Here is a 16,667-nt window from a genome sequence, read left to right as displayed (position 1 = left end):
ATCTGGACCGCACCGGCCAATGTCGCTTTAGCTAAGGTGGTCAGCCCAATACGCTCTTTTATTGAAGCTGACGCGCTCTTTAACCAGAATGGCACTTCGTTGAATCTGGTTCGCGGCTTCCCCGGTAAAGGGATTAAAGTCTGGGGATGCCGAACGCTGGACAACCTCCCCGGTTCTCCCTGGCGCTATATCCAAACTCGCCGCTTGGTCTCCTATATCGAAGCGCATATCACCCGATTAGGCCGGGCTTTTATTTTCGAACCCAACAACGCCATCACCTGGATGAAACTTAAAGGCCAAACCTACAACTGGTTGCATCAATTATGGTTAAAAGGTGGGCTGTCAGGTACTCAGGAAGAACGGGCGTTTGACATATTACTCGGTGTTAACGAATCAATGAGTGAAGCGGATCTGCGGGCCGGAAAAATGATCATGAAAATCAAACTAGCCCTGCTCATTCCGGCGGAATTTATTGAACTGAATTTGACGTTTGACGCGCGTACCGGGATAACGGGATTAAATTAAATAGGGGCGAAATATGCACAATTTATACACCCCGTCAGTGTCACATCGTTTTATCGCCAGTTTTCTGTTTAACAACATTCCCAGCCCACTTGATATTGCTTTTCAGCGCATATCGGGACTTAGCCGTGAACTGCAAACCACCCAACACAGCCAAGGCGGGGAAAATGCCAGAAACGTTTGGCTGGCCGAGAAGATTCAGCACGGTAGTTTGGTATTGGAACGTGGTGTTATGACGGTGACACCGCTTACTCTGATATTTGATCGTGTCTTGCGTGGGGAAAAAGCGGTTTATGCCGATGTGGTCATCATGTTGCTAAATGAAAATTTTTTACCCGTGACAAGCTGGACTGTGAGTAACGCGTTACCGGTTCGTTGGTCTACCGGTGATTTTGATGCCAATAGCAATGCCGTTTTGGTGAACTCCCTGGAGTTACGTTATCAGGATATGCGCTGGTTAGGAGTGAAAGCATGACTGTAGAAATTAAAGAATTGATTATTCAGGCTAAAGTCACCGATTCTACGAGTGATTTATCATCTCCGCGAACATTAGCCCAAGAAGCATTAGATGACGCTCTCCTGATTGAAAGGATTAAACGGGAGGTGTTAGAGGCATTACGTGAAACAGGAGGCCATTATGAGCTTAATTGAACGCAGCCTATCTAAACTCACCCTGACTGCTTTTAAAGATCGGGAAGGTAAAATCTTGGTGGGCAGTTTACCGGTGATGTATAACCCTGATGCGATCCAGTTCAATTATCAAGCCAATTATAAAAATGATGAAAGCATTACCCATATTCACCAAAGTAACCACCATGTGTCGTCTCAGCCAGCGGGCCTGTCATTAGATCTCCTGTTTGACGCATCAATGCCCGGCAACAATACGCCGATCGAAACTCAACTGGCGAAGTTAAAAACCCTCTGTGCCGTTGATGCCGGGACTAAAGTTCCTCATTTTCTTAAAATCAAATGGGGCAAAATGCGTTGGGAAAATAAAGGTTATTTTGCCTGCCGGGCCAGTGGTCTCAGTATTCATTACACCTTGTTTGACCGGGACGCCATGCCATTACGGGCAATGGCTACCTTATCGCTGGTGGCGGATGAGAGCTTTATTATTCAGGCCACTGAACAGCAGTTAAAATCGCCGCCGGTGACTGCGGTTAGCGTAACCGATATGCTCTCTCTGCCATTGATTGCACTGGGCGCGGGTGCGGCTCTGGCGGGGGGGATCGATTATCTTTCGCTGGCTTGGCAAAACGATCTGGATAATCTTGATGATTTCACGCCGGGACAAACGCTGCAAGCACGGAGGAAAGCATGAAGATACCCTCGATTGTGCTTAAGGTAGGCGGCAAAACGCTCAATCAGTTTACGGTTATTAGTTTGTCAGTGAATTACCCTATCAATGGCATTCCTTCGGCTAATGTCACTTTGGCTATTATTGGCGATACCAGCCATATTTTTGATGCCAAGGCGCAAGCTGAACTGGCAAGTTGTCGCCCGAATCATGAACTTATTGTGCAGATCAAAAAAAGTGTGTTGTTTAAAGGGATTATTGTTCAGCAGACATTGAAGCTTAAAGGTCAGGACAGTTTAATGATTCTGACGGCAAAACATCCACTGCAAAAATTAACCCATAGTTTCCACTCACAACTATTCAATAAGCAGAGTGATGAGGCGATTATTAAGAAGCTGTTTAGCCAGGCCGGTGTGTCTGTCACGATAAAACAAGCGCCTCAACTTAAAACGGTACATGAGCAAATGGTGCAGTTTCGTTGCAATGATTGGACATTCTTAAAGAGCCGACTGAGTGCTACCAATATCTGGCTGATCCCCGGCCATGATGCCATTACGTTGGCAACACCAGAATCACTTAATCGGTCAACCGTGCATACCATTCGCCAGCGCGGCGACCTTCGGGACATTGTGCTGTTTGAAGCGAATCTGCAATGGGATAATCAGCGCAGCCCCAAAGCGGTAAGTGTACAGTCTTGGGACATTAACCAACAGAAGCTGTCTCAGGCGGTTCTGGCAAAAAGTAGCGGGTTTGGGCATGGTCAACTTGCTACCGACACGTTGAAACCGCTGACCGATCAAGAGTGGCAATGGATTTTCAGCAGCCCATTGGATAATGAACAAACTAAGCAGTTTACTCAAAGCATCATGGGTAACCGACGTAGCCATAATATATCCGGCAGTTTTGAGGTTGCAGGTAATGATCGCTATCAGCCGGGGGATGTTTTGGCGTTAACAGGCTTCGGGCAGGGGATGGATGGTCAGGCGATTATCACCGGCGTCAGTCAGACCATTAACCAGCGGCAAGGTTGGCGTACCCGGTTAACGTTAGGCATGCAATCAGATGTAGAACAGGTTGTGCCTCAGGTTAAAGAGCTGCATGTCGGGATCGTAGAAAAATACCAACAGGATAGCCAATCGCTAGGCCGTATTCCGGTCAAAATACCGGCTTTAAACTTAACCAGCGGCACGTTGTTTGCCCGCTTGGGTAAACCTTACGCCAGTCATGAGAGCGGATTCTGCTTCTACCCTGAACCGGGGGATGAAGTGATTATCGGTTTTTTTGAATGCGATCCGCGTTTTCCGGTGATATTAGGCGCCATGCATAACCCTAAAAATAGATCACCATTAGAACCGAGTGAAAAGAATTTGGTGAAAACCTTAGTGATTAAACAGGGGGAAAATCAGCAAGCATTAATCTTCGATAATAAAGATAATACACTCGCATTTAATAGTGGAAAAAACACCTTATCTCTGCAACAGGATAAAGATATCACCATTAATTCCGCTAAAAATCTCATTACTCAGGCGCAGGAAATTAATATTCAGGCCGAAAAATCCCTATCAGCCGCTGGAAAATCTGGGGTTGATATTAAAGGGGCGAAAATTAATTTAACACAATAATAGGTTAAATAAGATGGCAGATAAAATATTAGCCGATATTTATGGTCGGGGCTGGACATTTCCGCCACAATTTTCTTCTCAGACGGGAATCATCATGGCGGAAGGAGAAGAACATGTTCGCCAGAGTATGAAAGTTCTTTTTTTGACTGAGCCAGGCGAGCGGATTATGCGTGAAGATTATGGTTGTGGTCTAAATGATTATATGTTTGAAAATATCAGTGATGAACTAATGGCTCATATTCAAACGCGTATTGAAGAGCGAGTATTACGTTATGAACCCCGCGCCGAAATTACTGAAATTCAAGTAAATCAAAAAATAAATTTACCGAATACTCTGCATATTAAGGTGAATTATGCCTTGAGAGGGAGTGAAATTAGCCAGCAAATTGAAGGTATTCTTGAAATTGGTGAAGGAGAAGTGATTTTATGAGTAAACAACTGGTGGTTGATGGCGACACTCTATTATTCGAACCTTTATTCGGCAACCGGCAAGTCGCCATCTTAGGGCCTGCAACCATTCGGGGTAGCGGGCACGTGCAAATTCGGGGGAAAAAGATCGTGATAATGGGTGATGAAAAAAAGGTCCAATTTCAGGCGCAATATATTACGCCGAGCCATCCGGTACCCGGCATGGGGATGGTTACTATTGCTCAATTAGATGCCAGCCAGCAGGTAAACTTTTGTCGAGGCCCTGTCACGGTAATTGTTGTCGGGCAGCAATTTATTGCCCGTTTTACCCCATCGCAGCCGGCAAATAACCCATCGAGCGGCCCGGATATAACCGCACCCAGTATGGGAAAAGGCCGGTTTATTGCCAGTCAATATGCTGTCAGTGCTGGATAAGGAACGCTTTAATTTATTTTTAAATAATAATTCTCCTGAAAACATATTAAAGTTATATTCAAATAACGGGTGGTATCAATATGGGACAGACCGGATTAAATAATAAACTTACCGCTATTGTATCTGAGACAGATTTTAAACTTGATGAAAGAAGCACATTAGATATTTTAAACTGGATTAAAGAATACGCCGAAAAAATCCCTTTTGGTCAAGAGAAAGAGCAGTTTTGGAGTAGCTTCTATTTTATTCAGGAGAGCAACCCTCAGCAATTAGCTAATATTTACCAAGAGGCGAATAGAGCAAATGGTACTTTACCCGCTCATCAGGCTTTTTTATTGGCTTTTTTAAAACTGTTAGAAACGACTAAAATATTATTCAATACCTTTCCTGCGCGGCATCGTGATCTTTATTATCGTGAATTATTGGGCTTGAAACCGAGAGATGCACAAGCGGATCAGGTGGCGATAGGTATTACCTTGAATTCTGATCATGTTGAATATCTTATTACGAAAGGAACTCTCTTTGATGCCGGACATGATAGTGCGGGAAATTCGTTACAGTATGTGTCCGAGTTGAATGTATTGGCAAACCAAGGAGAATTGACTGACCTGTGTTGGTATCGAAAAGAGGGAGATGGTTGGAAATCGGCAATACCGCTGAATCTTGCAGATAACATTGTATTCCCTGAAAACGGTATTCGGCTTTTTAGCCCAACGCCTGATGATGTTTCGGTTCTGTCCGGTTACTTAATTACTTCGCCTTTATTTGCGATGTCGGCAGGAGAGCGCACGATTACAGTCACATTAATAAGCGAGTGGGCGGGGGATTCTAATCAAGTCACCGCTCAGATTAGTTCGGGAGATCACTGGCTTTCACTATTAGTGGAAAAAGAAAAGGCTAACCTCAAATTCAGCTTATCAGCTAACGATGACCCGATTAGCCCGCCTAATGCTTTAGAGAATATGACGTTTGATGTACCGGTACTAAAACTGAGTACCAAACAGGGACCGATGTTGCCGCAGATTAAAGACATCGAGATCAACATCAACATTAACGACAACCGTAGTGTGAACTATGCCTCTGATGGCGGTATTGAACAAACAAATGCGACTAGTTTTCCTTTTGGTCAGTCACCGTTATTAGGCTCCGGTTTTAATTTGGTTGCCCCTGAATGGTATAACTCCGAAAATGCGACTTTGACGATTACCCCTCAATGGATTGGCTTGCCTACCATAAGTTTTAAAGAGTGGTATAAAGGTTATAGTCCTGATCCCGATAATAGTGCATTTAAAGTACTGGGCTATTTAGTCACTGCGCAAGGAAGAATCAATCTCAATAAAAGCAAGGCTCAATCATTGTTCGATGATATGAAGCCCCCACAAGCGAATGAACCACAATCTGATTATCCACCAGAAGGAAAAAGCCTAAGTTTTACCTTACCAGCAATGGATTACCCTGTTGTAGACAGCTTAAATCCCAATGACTGGCCTGTTTCGGTGCGTATAGAACTAGCCGGACAGGATTTTATGCATACCCAATATTGGAAAGATCCCAAAGATAAAAATTTACCCTATATCCCACAAATCAGTGCATTGCAGATTCAATTCAGCGCTAAAGCTAAACTTAAGCAATTTACTGTTTACCCTCTGACGCCTTTTGGCCGGGGCGAAGCAGCAGAAGCACCGACATTGACTCATGATGCATTCTATTTGGGCTTTACCGGAGCACTACCGGGTCAAACTTTATCTCTTTATTGGCAATTAGAAGGTATTAAAAAGCTCACTTTATCTTGGTCTTATCTCAACAGGAGCAATACCTGGAGCAAATTGAATGACTTAATTGACGATCAAACTCATAACCTATTTGACCGGGGGATCTGGCGCACCTTATTGCCACAGGATGCTTCAAATCAGGCCGCTTTGATGCCAACGGGGCGGTACTGGTTGAAAGCCGAGATAACTGATAAGAGTGATCCCCAAGATTATCCACATATTAAAGGCTTGCTGTATAACGCCACCACAGTAGCTTTAGCCAACGCAGAAACGGTTGAACAGGAGCATTTTATTAATGGATTGGCTGCGAGCAGCATAAAACAGCCGGTAAACACTATTGCTGCAATCAGCAGCATCACGCAACCTTGGGCTTCCTGGAACGGTCGCCCCCGAGAGACTGAGCAAGCCTTCTTAAAACGAATTCCTGTCCGATTGTCCCACCGTAACCGGGTACTGAGTTGGGGAAACATGGTCACCTTACTAAAAGATCATTTTGTTAGCCTATTTGATGTCAGATACCATTCAGGCAGCCAATTAACCACCATTCCGGCGCCAGAAAAACAACAACTGATAGTTATCCCGGATAATCGTTACAAGGATAACGATGACGCGTTACGCCCAACACTAAACCCGGCGCGATTGGCAGAGATGGTCTTATGGCTAAGTCAGTTAAGTAGCCCTTGGGCAGTCATTGAAATCAACAATCCTACTTATATTGACGTTAGTGTGAGCTATCAAGTGACCTTTATTTCAGACGTTAATTCTGACTACGGCCATCACCAATTACAGCAACAATTAAGCCGAATATATATGCCGTGGGCAGAGAATCCTGCTATCGGTGTAGCAACCGGTAATCGCATTGACTACTACCAGTTGTTAGCCACTATCCAACAATCCCCTCTGGTTGAGCGTGTCACTAATTTAAGCCTAACCATAGCTGACCGAACTACGGGTGCCGTGGGCGCAAGTATCGAAGCCAACGATAACGAAGTGTTGATTTTAGTTTGGACGGATAAGCGTTCTTCAAGCCAAGGAGTTGATAATGAATAATCAGGATGCTCTATTTCCTATCATTAAAGACGATATTGCCTTTGATACTTTACTTGCCCAAGCGAAGGCGGTGATTGAGCAATATTCGGGTCAGTGTTGGAGTGATATGAGTGAAAATGATCCCGGTATCACCTTATTAGAAGCCTGTTGTTATAGTGCGTCTGATTTAGCTTATCGTCACTCATTACCGCTGAAAGATCTGCTTACGCCCACCTCAGAAGAACAGACCGCCGGAGAGGGTATTTTCCCGCAGGAGTTTGGCCCGCAACAGATGCTGACTTGTGGACCTATTACTGTGGAAGACTATCGCCGGGTGTTATTGGACTTGCAGAGTGACGACACGGCTGGTGGTTACTTTTTATTTAACGATGCACAACTGATATGCGAACCTAAAGATCAACGCTACACATACTGGTATAGCAAAAAGAAACGTGAATACAGTTTTAGTCAAATTCCAGATTCAGAGAGTGAACAATTAACGTTAAGAGGAAATTATTGGCTTTATTTGCTGCCTGGCCGGGAAACTCAGACCGATAATAATCTGGCTCAGGAGAAACTTAACGCTTTCCTAAAAGAAAATCGTAATTTGGGAGAATGGGTGAGTAAAATTATCTGGTTACAACCCGTTGATTTACCATTGAAGATCGATATTCAGCTTGATGATGATGTTAAAGATATCGCTGACATATTCGCCCAAATTTATATGACAGCGGAACAAACGATAATTGAAAAGCTGCGACGTTATACCACCCAAGCGATGAAAGAGATGGGTTACAATAATGAAGAAATTTTTGATGGGCCTTATTTGCATCACGGTTGGATACCACAATTACCGCCGATCAGAGATTACAACGGCACTAGGGTATTAAACTTAAGCCATTTGGTTAACCAATTATTGGCGATTAAAGGTGTTCAAAGTGTAACCCGGTTGGAGTTAGATAAGGAGAAATATGATGCTAACATTATTTCCCCGTTACCGGACGATAATTGGTCTTGGAAAATTGTTAAAGGATATTATCCCAGACTATGGGGCGAAGATCCTTTATCATTAATGACTTCACCAGACAGCCCATTAACTATTATTGCCAAAGGTGGCGTGAGAGTTACAGTTTCTAAGGAAGATATAGAGAAAAAACTCATTAGAGAACCGTTGATTAATACAAAACCAGAATTATTGAACTGGGGAAAACACCGTAAAGTGCAGGATTATTACCCGGTAAGCAATAAATTACCCGCGTGTTATGGATTGCAGAATAATAAACAAACATTACAACAAATGCAGTTACATCAATTTATACTGCCTTTTGAACAACTGTTAGCTAATGGTTGTGCTGAACTTGCTTTATTGCCAAAACTATTGGCGTTTAAACAACGAGGAAATAGGGTACATGGTGGACAATGGCCTTTTAAAGCGAATACGGTCAGCCATAGAGTTCATCAACAGATCATTCCTGATTTAATCGCAACACTAAGCCGATATTCACGTATCTATATTGGTAATAATATTCAGAAGCCAAACTATATAAAAGAGCTGACAATCTTGGATCACCTATTAGGCTATTTTGGCGCTCAACTTGCTGCCAGACCACTTACTCTTGATTTGCGGGATTTTCTGGACACTCAGCAGGGTTATTTAGCTCAACAACCGGAACTGACCTATCAACGTAATAATATTCGGATTGATAAAGTATCAGCATTGCAAAAACGGATTGCCGCACGATTGGGTTTGGGCGGGGAATGTTTCAGTGATATTCCCAATCTGGCTAATCTGCCTTTCTATTTGATTGAACATCGTCAATTACTGCCGGTAAAACCTGATATCCAATTCGATACTCCGAAAAAGCCCGATTCTTTGGTGGTTGAAGATGAACAGTTAAGAATTACACAAAAAGATACAACAGGCCGGTTATTGCAAGGCCAGGTGATCAACCTAATTATCATTGAAGGTGATAGGGAATTTATATTGCGGGGCCAGATGATCACAGAGGTGTCAGGAGAGACATTTTCCCTTAGTACGCGTAACAGCACGGATCTGAGACACAATTTGGCAAGAGTATTAGTCGCATTTGAGCAAGATAAACTGTACTGGCAAAACAGCCCAATATGGTTGGAAGATATGGATTATCAATTGGTTTATGCCAACGCAGCATACCAAAATAATACGGAAGATGAACGTTGGCTCACTTCCAGTGCTCAAAGCCCTTTCCCTGCTATGATTGAAGAAAATGACGAAATCACTCTGAAATATGCTATTACACCTTCTAGTCCATTCAAAAAAGAGTTAACTCGTGCAGTTCGTAAAAAAACGCAATCCGAATATGAACTTAAAGCGCACGTAATTAAATTTGATCGCATCAAAGGCAAGATATTAATTAAACGGAATGAAGATTCACGGGATAATTTTCCACTTGAGGCAGAAGCCTGGCGTTATCGCTGGTATTTCTCCAGCGAAAAATATGCCTTGGCCGATCGATTTTCATTTGTGGTCAGCGTGGTAGTGAATCATCAATTAATTGAGAATAACAGAGTTGATTCTTACAAACTGGAATCTTGGGTAAAATCGGAGATTCTCGCTGAATTTCCTGCGCATATTTCGATGATTATTCATTGGTTATCGCCAAAACATTTTGAAGATTTTGCCAATACCTATAAACGCTGGCAAAACAATGAGGCTCCTTTAGGGGATGAGGCATACCATATTCTAGAAACTTTAACTCTGGGAAGATTGCCTTCCGTTGCAACAGGTATTGGCAGTATGCGAATTGCCACGGAAAAGCAGCGTATTGAAGTGATTGGTGAATCTGGCGATCAATGGAGCGAAGAAGTTATAAAAAATAATCAGTTATTATATGTACCTTATACTAAAAGGGCAGTACGGGTAGATGTTGACCTTATTAAAGAGCATGATAAAGCCATTGCTGTCTCAGAATTTCTATATCAACCTGTAGATAATAAAGGCAAGCTGGTTTTCTTAACTGATAAGAATAAAATAGGGCCTGAATATGCCATATTAAAATCAGATAATGAATGGACAGATTACTACGTTAAAGTGAAAAAGAAAAAGAATGATATTGTTACCGATGAAATCTTGCATATTAAAGGAAGAAAAAAAGTAGGAATTAACTTATCATGGAAAGCGATGAATTTATATGATCCTCCAGCAGGAAATAGCTGGTCATTTTATTATGGATTTATATTAGGTGATAATCAGGATCTTTCTGGCGCATTATTTTATACCGAAGAACCACTTATTTTATCATTGAATTACATATCTGATAGTCAAGATACTAAAGGAGAAGTGCGTACAAAATTTGGTTTTTATTTTACTTATGATGGAAACTAATTTTAACAACATAAAATAGATGTCTCATCTATTTATACATTATGGTGTTTTTAAAATCTCGCTATTATCTAGATATGCCATTAGTATAATGGTTCTCATAATATAAGGTGATAAAAATGGAAAAAGAATATAATCTACAAAATTCAGAAGTTAATTTAGAAAATACCAACATTAAATCAAAGGGGCCATCAACCGATGATTTGAAAAGCCGCTTTAAAGAAGGCAGTATTCCTTTACAAGCTGATTATGCAGACCTGATTAATATCGCTGATATTGGCCGCAAAGCAACCGGGCAAGCTCCTCAACAAAATGGACCAGGAGCAGGATTGAAACTGGATGATAATGGTACGCTTAATTTAAAAATGGGAACTATCGCCAATAATGGCTTTTCTCCATTAATGTTACAAGATGATATTTTATCTGTAGACCTTGGTAGTGGTCTGATTAATAAAGACAATGGAATATCTGTTGGTCAAGGTAATGGTATTGTTGTAAATAAAGATGATATCGCTGTCAAGGTCGATAATGGTATTAATGTTGATGGCAAAGGTGTTTCAGTTAAAGCAGGTAATGGTATTTCGGTTGGTGAAAAAGGGGTAGAAGTTAAGGCCAAAGATAAAGGCAGTATTTCCGTTGATTCGGATGGTATAGCTGTTAAGTGTTGGGATGGGGGAGGTATTGTAGTGACTGATAATACCGGTCTCTATTTGAAATTAGAGGGAGGAAATTCAAGTAATGCTTGGAGTGGTGTAAGTGGTTTAAGCTTGAGTACGAAAGGTGTAAAAGTCAAAGCGGGTAATGGTATTAAGGTTGATGATAAAGGTGTCAGTATTGATCCTAACAAAGTCCTTCCCAGAGGAATGATTGTGATGTTTTCTGGTAGTAGTATTCCTGAGGGATGGGCATTGTGTGATGGTAAAAATGATACGCCAAATTTGATCGATCGATTTATTTTAGGCGGGGATTTTTCTGGTGTTAAAGGGCAAAGTAATACTAAAGTTTCAGGACCTAAAGATGGTAAATCATTTAGTTTTGATTCTGATGAGGCTACATTAAATATCAATGGCAGAACAAATGAGAGATCGTTATCTATTGGTCAAATACCTAATCACAATCATCTTAGTGGAATAATAATTGACACAGAGATAATGGCCCAGCATAGTTATTATAAGATCGATTCAAACAAGAGAGCGGTAGCTTCTTCGAATAATACCAACAATAGATATCTCTATTACTCAACAGGGATGACCACATCTAAAGGTGTTGTAAATGGAAACAGTCCAGAGACACACAATCATGATATTGATGTGAAAAACACAGGCAAACATTCCCATAGTAATAAAATAACAGTTCCTTATTATATTCTTGCTTTCATTATGAAACTTTAACATTTATGAAGAAACTGAAGATTTAATTTGTTCATTAATCGTAAAGGGAGTGCTATTTATGACTTCGGAGCTAAATTTATTAAATCGAATTGCTATTACTATTAAAGCCAATAATCAACAGGTGGCTAAAAAAGTATTACATGGTTCTCTGCTTAATAAAGTCGGTGTGCGTAAATTATTTAATTTATATTTTAATAGACATGCTATTAATCAGGATATCTATTTAGATAAATTAACGCTGAATCTTGGTGAAATTAATTCAAGCAGTTTTAATTCTCTGTTTCCTATTCGGCTTAATGCTGAACTAAATAAAGCATTGGGACAATATCGGAAAAATAATAAGGAAGCAACCATTACGGAAAATTCAATAATATTCCAGAATACCGGTAAATCCTCTTTATTACATAGTAATGATTTATCTGATATTGAGGAATTTATCCAGTATTTATATCAAAAAGAGGTTAAATTAAATCCTGAAAAAGTAATAGCAGATAACAGAAATATTGACGTTAATATTAAAGTTTTAATTAATCAATTAATGAGAATAGAGAAAGATTTAGCATTATTATTGGCAAAAAGTTGCTTATCTGAGCACGGTTTGCAACGGCTTTTATCTATCAGTCAACCAGATTTATTAACCGCGATTAATTGCAAACTATCGGAGAATATAGATAGATCTCAGCATCAAGGAAAGGTAGTTTTCTTTTGGCAATTGGTATTGAATGCATTGGGATATATACAGCGACATAATATTCAGGAAATACCCAAACCAGATATGAAAGTGATATCATATATCATGGCTGAACTTGATAGCAGTATGCTTGATATTGTGCCTATTATGACTTTATTTCGCCAGAATATCGTCGCTGAAAATACCTTATTAAATAAATGGTTGAAACCGATTTGGAAAATAGATTGGATTCCAAAATTGTGTAAGAAACACCTCTCTTTTCAGGAATATAAAATTTTAGTCAATCGTTTTGGTTGTGAAAAACAGACCTCTAGAGAACAATCTTTACAGCAAATAATTCCGGTTAATTCGATGATTACTGAGATATTACAAAAATTATCTACAGAGCATCGGAAGAGTTTACTACAATTAAATCAGCATCAAACTTATCAAGGACAATCAATATTATCAATACCAGATAACTTGCGCCATAAAGATAATAATTATAATCAACCTCGGGCTATTAACAGGCCATATCCTGAATCAGATTTAACTTCTCCATATCAGGTAAGTAATGCTGGGATATTAATTTTATGGCCGATGTTACCTGCATTGTTTAATCAATTAGATCTACTTGAGGAGAAAAAATTTATTCATCATCAAGCTCAATTTAGGGCGGTTGATTTCTTGGATTATCTTATTTGGGGGAATGAAGAGAGGCAAGTAGAGAGAAAAATATTGAATAAAGTTTTATGCGGATTAACGATTGATGAAGAGATGCCATCAATCCCTATTGAACCAGAAGAACAGTTGATAATAGAGCAATGGTTGGATGCGATTATTGCTCAACTTCCGGGCTGGAAAAAACTGAGCCGAAATGATGTCCGCCAACTGTTTTTACAACGACCGGGTGAATTGCTGATAGATGAACAGGAAATAAAAATTACACTACAACATCAGCCATTTGATCTGTTATTAGCCGACTGGCCGTGGCCATTAAATATCGCTAAACTTCCCTGGCTAAATCGTCATTTACAGATTGACTGGCAAAATATTTAAAAGGTTTATATGAACTCTTTACTTAAAAATAGTCACCATGTGATGGCTGAATTACATTGGATTTATCCCCATTTGGAACGTATCGATCTGCTATTACAGCGCTACTATTATCAAAAGAGGGAACGATACGATTTATTACCGGAGAGTTTTTTACTTACTGAGGATAAGGTAAAGGAATATTTGGTACAACCGCAGGGTTTTCCTCATTGGCTATTTGAGGAAGGTGACATTATTATTCATCCGAAAACCGAAGAACATTTTACCTCTGATTCATTGTCTTTATTGGTTGAACGTTTTGAACTCACAGAATTTGAGCGTGATGCTTTATTACTCGGTTTATTGCCTCATTTTGACAGCCGTTATCATGCATTATTTGCTGCTCTGAATGGTAACAGTAAAAATCAGTGGCCCAATTTTGCTTTAGCAATTGAATTATTCAGTCAACGCCAAAGTGACTGGCAATTCCTGCAAAACTGTTTTTTACCACACGCACCGTTAATCAATAACCAATTATTACGGCTCAATAACCACGAAGAACCTATTTGGTTGCAAACGCAATTTTTAACCCACAGCGCTGTCTGGCATTTTTTATCAGGACAACAGGTAATGTTGCCGCCTCTAATAGCTTGTGCTTATTGGTATTATCCTGTTTCTCGCCTTTGGTATCCACCAACCCTTTGTCATTCACTTGAAAAGATATTATTGGAAGAAACTGATGAAATTCGTCCGCTGGTGATACTGAAAGGAAAACAGGGCAGTGCTAGAGAGTTAGCCGTCAGCAATATTATGGCGTTTCATAGAATCAGCACTTTAACCTTGGATTTAGCTCGATTACCAGAGGAAGAGAACTCAACTGTAATAATCAATTTGCTAGCAGATGCAGTGAGAGAAGCACGGTTGCATAATGCTTGTTTATTAATTCGCAATTTTTCTTTGCTTGCAGAGGAAAAGAAAATATTGAATAACGCATTATCCGTTTTATTGAGTCAACCAAGATTACGGGTGGTTTGTTTAGTGGAGTCGGGAGATGCATTAGTATGGATTCAACATCTGCCAATGGTGAAAATAGAGATGCCGGTAGCTACGCTGGTGGATAAAGAATCTATGTTAAAAGAATGTTTACCGGATAATGCCGTTCAGAGAATTAATATTATTCGATTGTGTCAGCGTTTTTCATTTACCGCAGAAACATTACCGTTAATTCTGCAAGAAGCTTATCAATATCAAATATTACGACAACCGGAAGGTCAATTAGAAGAAATAGATTTACGTAAAGCATTAAGTTTCCGTGCTCAACAGAACTTAGGTAAACTGGCTAAACGAATAACGCCAACGCGTAATTTTAATGACTTAGTAGTTTCTGATGAATTAGCTCAACAATTGAAAGAAATTATCGCGGCAATTAATTACCGTGACCAGATTTTGAGTGCTGGCTTTCAGGAGAAAATAGGCTATGGTACCGGTATTAGCGCACTATTTTACGGTGAATCGGGAACCGGAAAAACGATGGCCGCAGAAGTGATTGCCGGGCATCTTGGCATTGATTTGATTAAAGTTGATCTCTCTACGGTGGTGAATAAATATATTGGCGAAACGGAAAAAAATATTGCCCGCATTTTCGACCTGGCTGAGACGGATTCTGGGGTACTGTTTTTCGATGAAGCCGATGCACTATTTGGCAAGCGCAGTGAAACTAAAGATGCTCAGGATAGACATGCTAATATTGAAGTTTCTTATCTGTTACAACGGCTGGAGGATTATCCGGGATTGGTGATTTTAGCTACTAATAACCGTAGCCATTTGGATAGCGCTTTTAATCGTCGTTTTACTTTCATTACTCATTTCACTTATCCTGACGAAATATTACGTAAGAAAATGTGGCAAACTATTTGGCCTGAACAACTGAAATTATCCGACGAAATTGATTTTGCACATTTGGCTAAACGGGCTGATTTGACTGGGGCTAATATTAGAAATATTGCCCTATTAGCATCAATATTAGCCGCAGACAATAATAGTGAAAAAATTGAGCATCAACATATAGAGCGGGCGGTTATTCTCGAATTAAATAAGAGTGGTAGACTGATTTTTTAAATGCTTATCAAATTTGGAGTCGATATGAAAGATATCATTGAACCTAATAATGCTATTGTGGAAGTTAATAACGCATTAAAAGATATTCTATCTCAATATTTAAATAATATTGATATTCGTTTTGATTTACCGGAGATAAATTCGATTCCATCGAAGCCGACAATAAGTGTATTTCTCTATGATGTACATGAAGATTTGCAATTACGCTCTGCTGAACCAAAGCGTTATAACCCTGTGACTAATTTATTGTTACCGGGGTGGGTCAATATTAATTATAATTATTTAATTACTTACTGGCATTCGAATAAACCCTCAGTTGATGGCAGTAACCCGGACAGCCAACCTGATAATCAAGCTGCAAAAATAATGACCTCTGTTTTGAACGCATTGATTAATCATCGTCAATTACCCAAAATTCCTGGTGCCTACACCAGAGTCATTCCGCCGCAAGAGAATTTAAATAGCTTGGGTAATTTTTGGCAGGCTCTTGGTAATCGTCCAAGACTCTCTTTATTATATTCAGTTACCGCACCGGTAGAACTTCAAGATATTAAAAATACAATAGAGCCAGTTATGGAAATTTCCCATTCTGTGAATCAAAAATTGAATCCTACTAGTTCACAAATAAGCCAAGCTTTGTTAGCAGAATTATGTACTGATTTAGGTGGCACAGAAGATGTGCGTTTGGCGCTAACTAAAGTGAATCTAATAACTAAACCAGTCTTATCGGTTGTAGACAATAATGATAAGCAAGAAAATGAAAAAATTATTCTTGAGGTTTCAGGCATTACTTTTTCAATCTATTGTTCTGAAATAAAGGAGATTCTTTCAAAATGGGTAAACAGCCGTAAAGCGGTTGTTAAGATAAATGGCATAGGTATTATTGTTGATAAAGTAGATTCTAATAAATTAATTAGCATTTAGAAGTAATTACTTAATTAATTACCCATAATAAGATGGCAAGTAGTAGAAGATAACAATATTTTTATTGATTGCTTTATATAAAA

The 16,667-nt window shown here is 39.8% G+C and carries 13 protein-coding genes; all 13 read left to right on the top strand.

Translation table 11 applies throughout. From position 1 onward, the window contains the following. On the top strand, positions 1-525 hold a 525-nt coding region (locus Phpb_RS26685), incomplete at its 5' end, for a phage tail sheath C-terminal domain-containing protein (protein WP_276204261.1). Between the two features lie 13 nt (positions 526-538). Further along, positions 539-997 (top strand): phage tail protein, encoded by a 459-nt coding sequence (locus Phpb_RS08240; protein WP_065389926.1) that lies wholly within the window; start codon positions 539-541, stop codon positions 995-997. Further along, a complete protein-coding gene (locus Phpb_RS08235) occupies positions 994-1,173 on the top strand; it encodes a DUF5908 family protein (RefSeq protein ID WP_065389925.1) in 180 nt (59 codons plus the stop codon). The genes Phpb_RS08240 and Phpb_RS08235 overlap by 4 nt, the downstream gene beginning before the upstream one ends. Further along, on the top strand, positions 1,160-1,843 hold the full coding sequence (locus tag Phpb_RS08230) for a CIS tube protein (RefSeq protein ID WP_065389924.1): 684 nt from the start codon (positions 1,160-1,162) through the stop codon (positions 1,841-1,843). The genes Phpb_RS08235 and Phpb_RS08230 overlap by 14 nt, the downstream gene beginning before the upstream one ends. After that, the gene (locus tag Phpb_RS08225; RefSeq protein ID WP_065389923.1) at positions 1,840-3,441 is read left to right on the top strand and encodes a phage baseplate assembly protein V; all 1,602 of its coding nucleotides are present in this window, start codon (positions 1,840-1,842) and stop codon (positions 3,439-3,441) included. The genes Phpb_RS08230 and Phpb_RS08225 overlap by 4 nt, the downstream gene beginning before the upstream one ends. A 13-nt stretch (positions 3,442-3,454) precedes the next feature. Then, a complete protein-coding gene (locus Phpb_RS08220; protein WP_065389922.1) occupies positions 3,455-3,871 on the top strand; it encodes a GPW/gp25 family protein in 417 nt (138 codons plus the stop codon). After that, positions 3,868-4,284, top strand: a complete 417-nt coding sequence (locus Phpb_RS08215) for a hypothetical protein (RefSeq protein ID WP_065389921.1) — start codon at positions 3,868-3,870, stop codon at positions 4,282-4,284. Before Phpb_RS08220 ends, Phpb_RS08215 begins: the two co-directional genes overlap by 4 nt. Positions 4,285-4,364: 80 nt before the next feature. Further along, entirely contained in the window at positions 4,365-7,106 is a 2,742-nt protein-coding gene (locus Phpb_RS08210) for a hypothetical protein (RefSeq protein ID WP_065389920.1), read from the top strand. Further along, positions 7,099-10,449 (top strand): hypothetical protein, encoded by a 3,351-nt coding sequence (locus Phpb_RS08205; RefSeq protein ID WP_065389919.1) that lies wholly within the window; start codon positions 7,099-7,101, stop codon positions 10,447-10,449. The genes Phpb_RS08210 and Phpb_RS08205 overlap by 8 nt, the downstream gene beginning before the upstream one ends. Positions 10,450-10,565: 116 nt before the next feature. Beyond that, the gene (locus tag Phpb_RS08200; RefSeq protein WP_065389918.1) at positions 10,566-11,837 is read left to right on the top strand and encodes a tail fiber protein; all 1,272 of its coding nucleotides are present in this window, start codon (positions 10,566-10,568) and stop codon (positions 11,835-11,837) included. A 58-nt stretch (positions 11,838-11,895) separates the two neighbouring features. Further along, the gene (locus tag Phpb_RS08195) at positions 11,896-13,566 is read left to right on the top strand and encodes a contractile injection system tape measure protein (RefSeq protein ID WP_065389917.1); all 1,671 of its coding nucleotides are present in this window, start codon (positions 11,896-11,898) and stop codon (positions 13,564-13,566) included. A gap of 9 nt (positions 13,567-13,575) precedes the next feature. Beyond that, entirely contained in the window at positions 13,576-15,660 is a 2,085-nt protein-coding gene (locus Phpb_RS08190) for an ATP-binding protein (RefSeq protein ID WP_065389916.1), read from the top strand. Between the two features lie 24 nt (positions 15,661-15,684). Continuing rightward, entirely contained in the window at positions 15,685-16,584 is a 900-nt protein-coding gene (locus tag Phpb_RS08185; RefSeq protein WP_065389915.1) for a Pvc16 family protein, read from the top strand. Positions 16,585-16,667: the final 83 nt, after the last annotated feature.

Origin of the sequence: Photorhabdus namnaonensis (genome assembly GCF_001684335.1) — a bacterium.
Classification (GTDB): domain Bacteria; phylum Pseudomonadota; class Gammaproteobacteria; order Enterobacterales; family Enterobacteriaceae; genus Photorhabdus; species Photorhabdus namnaonensis.
The sequence above is the reverse complement of the archived record's forward strand: the minus strand, read 5'-3'. Positions and strand labels throughout refer to the sequence as shown.

What these genes read in the sequence shown, in the direction of transcription:
- Phpb_RS08205 (WP_065389919.1), top strand. Translation starts at nt 7,099, where the DNA reads ATGAATAATCAGGATGCTCTATTTCCTATCATTAAAGACGATATTGCC.
- Phpb_RS08210 (WP_065389920.1), top strand. Translation starts at nt 4,365, where the DNA reads ATGGGACAGACCGGATTAAATAATAAACTTACCGCTATTGTATCTGAG.
- Phpb_RS08215 (WP_065389921.1), top strand. Translation starts at nt 3,868, where the DNA reads ATGAGTAAACAACTGGTGGTTGATGGCGACACTCTATTATTCGAACCT.
- Phpb_RS08230 (WP_065389924.1), top strand. Translation starts at nt 1,160, where the DNA reads ATGAGCTTAATTGAACGCAGCCTATCTAAACTCACCCTGACTGCTTTT.
- Phpb_RS08220 (WP_065389922.1), top strand. Translation starts at nt 3,455, where the DNA reads ATGGCAGATAAAATATTAGCCGATATTTATGGTCGGGGCTGGACATTT.
- Phpb_RS08225 (WP_065389923.1), top strand. Translation starts at nt 1,840, where the DNA reads ATGAAGATACCCTCGATTGTGCTTAAGGTAGGCGGCAAAACGCTCAAT.
- Phpb_RS08240 (WP_065389926.1), top strand. Translation starts at nt 539, where the DNA reads ATGCACAATTTATACACCCCGTCAGTGTCACATCGTTTTATCGCCAGT.
- Phpb_RS08200 (WP_065389918.1), top strand. Translation starts at nt 10,566, where the DNA reads ATGGAAAAAGAATATAATCTACAAAATTCAGAAGTTAATTTAGAAAAT.
- Phpb_RS08235 (WP_065389925.1), top strand. Translation starts at nt 994, where the DNA reads ATGACTGTAGAAATTAAAGAATTGATTATTCAGGCTAAAGTCACCGAT.
- Phpb_RS08185 (WP_065389915.1), top strand. Translation starts at nt 15,685, where the DNA reads ATGAAAGATATCATTGAACCTAATAATGCTATTGTGGAAGTTAATAAC.
- Phpb_RS08190 (WP_065389916.1), top strand. Translation starts at nt 13,576, where the DNA reads ATGAACTCTTTACTTAAAAATAGTCACCATGTGATGGCTGAATTACAT.
- Phpb_RS08195 (WP_065389917.1), top strand. Translation starts at nt 11,896, where the DNA reads ATGACTTCGGAGCTAAATTTATTAAATCGAATTGCTATTACTATTAAA.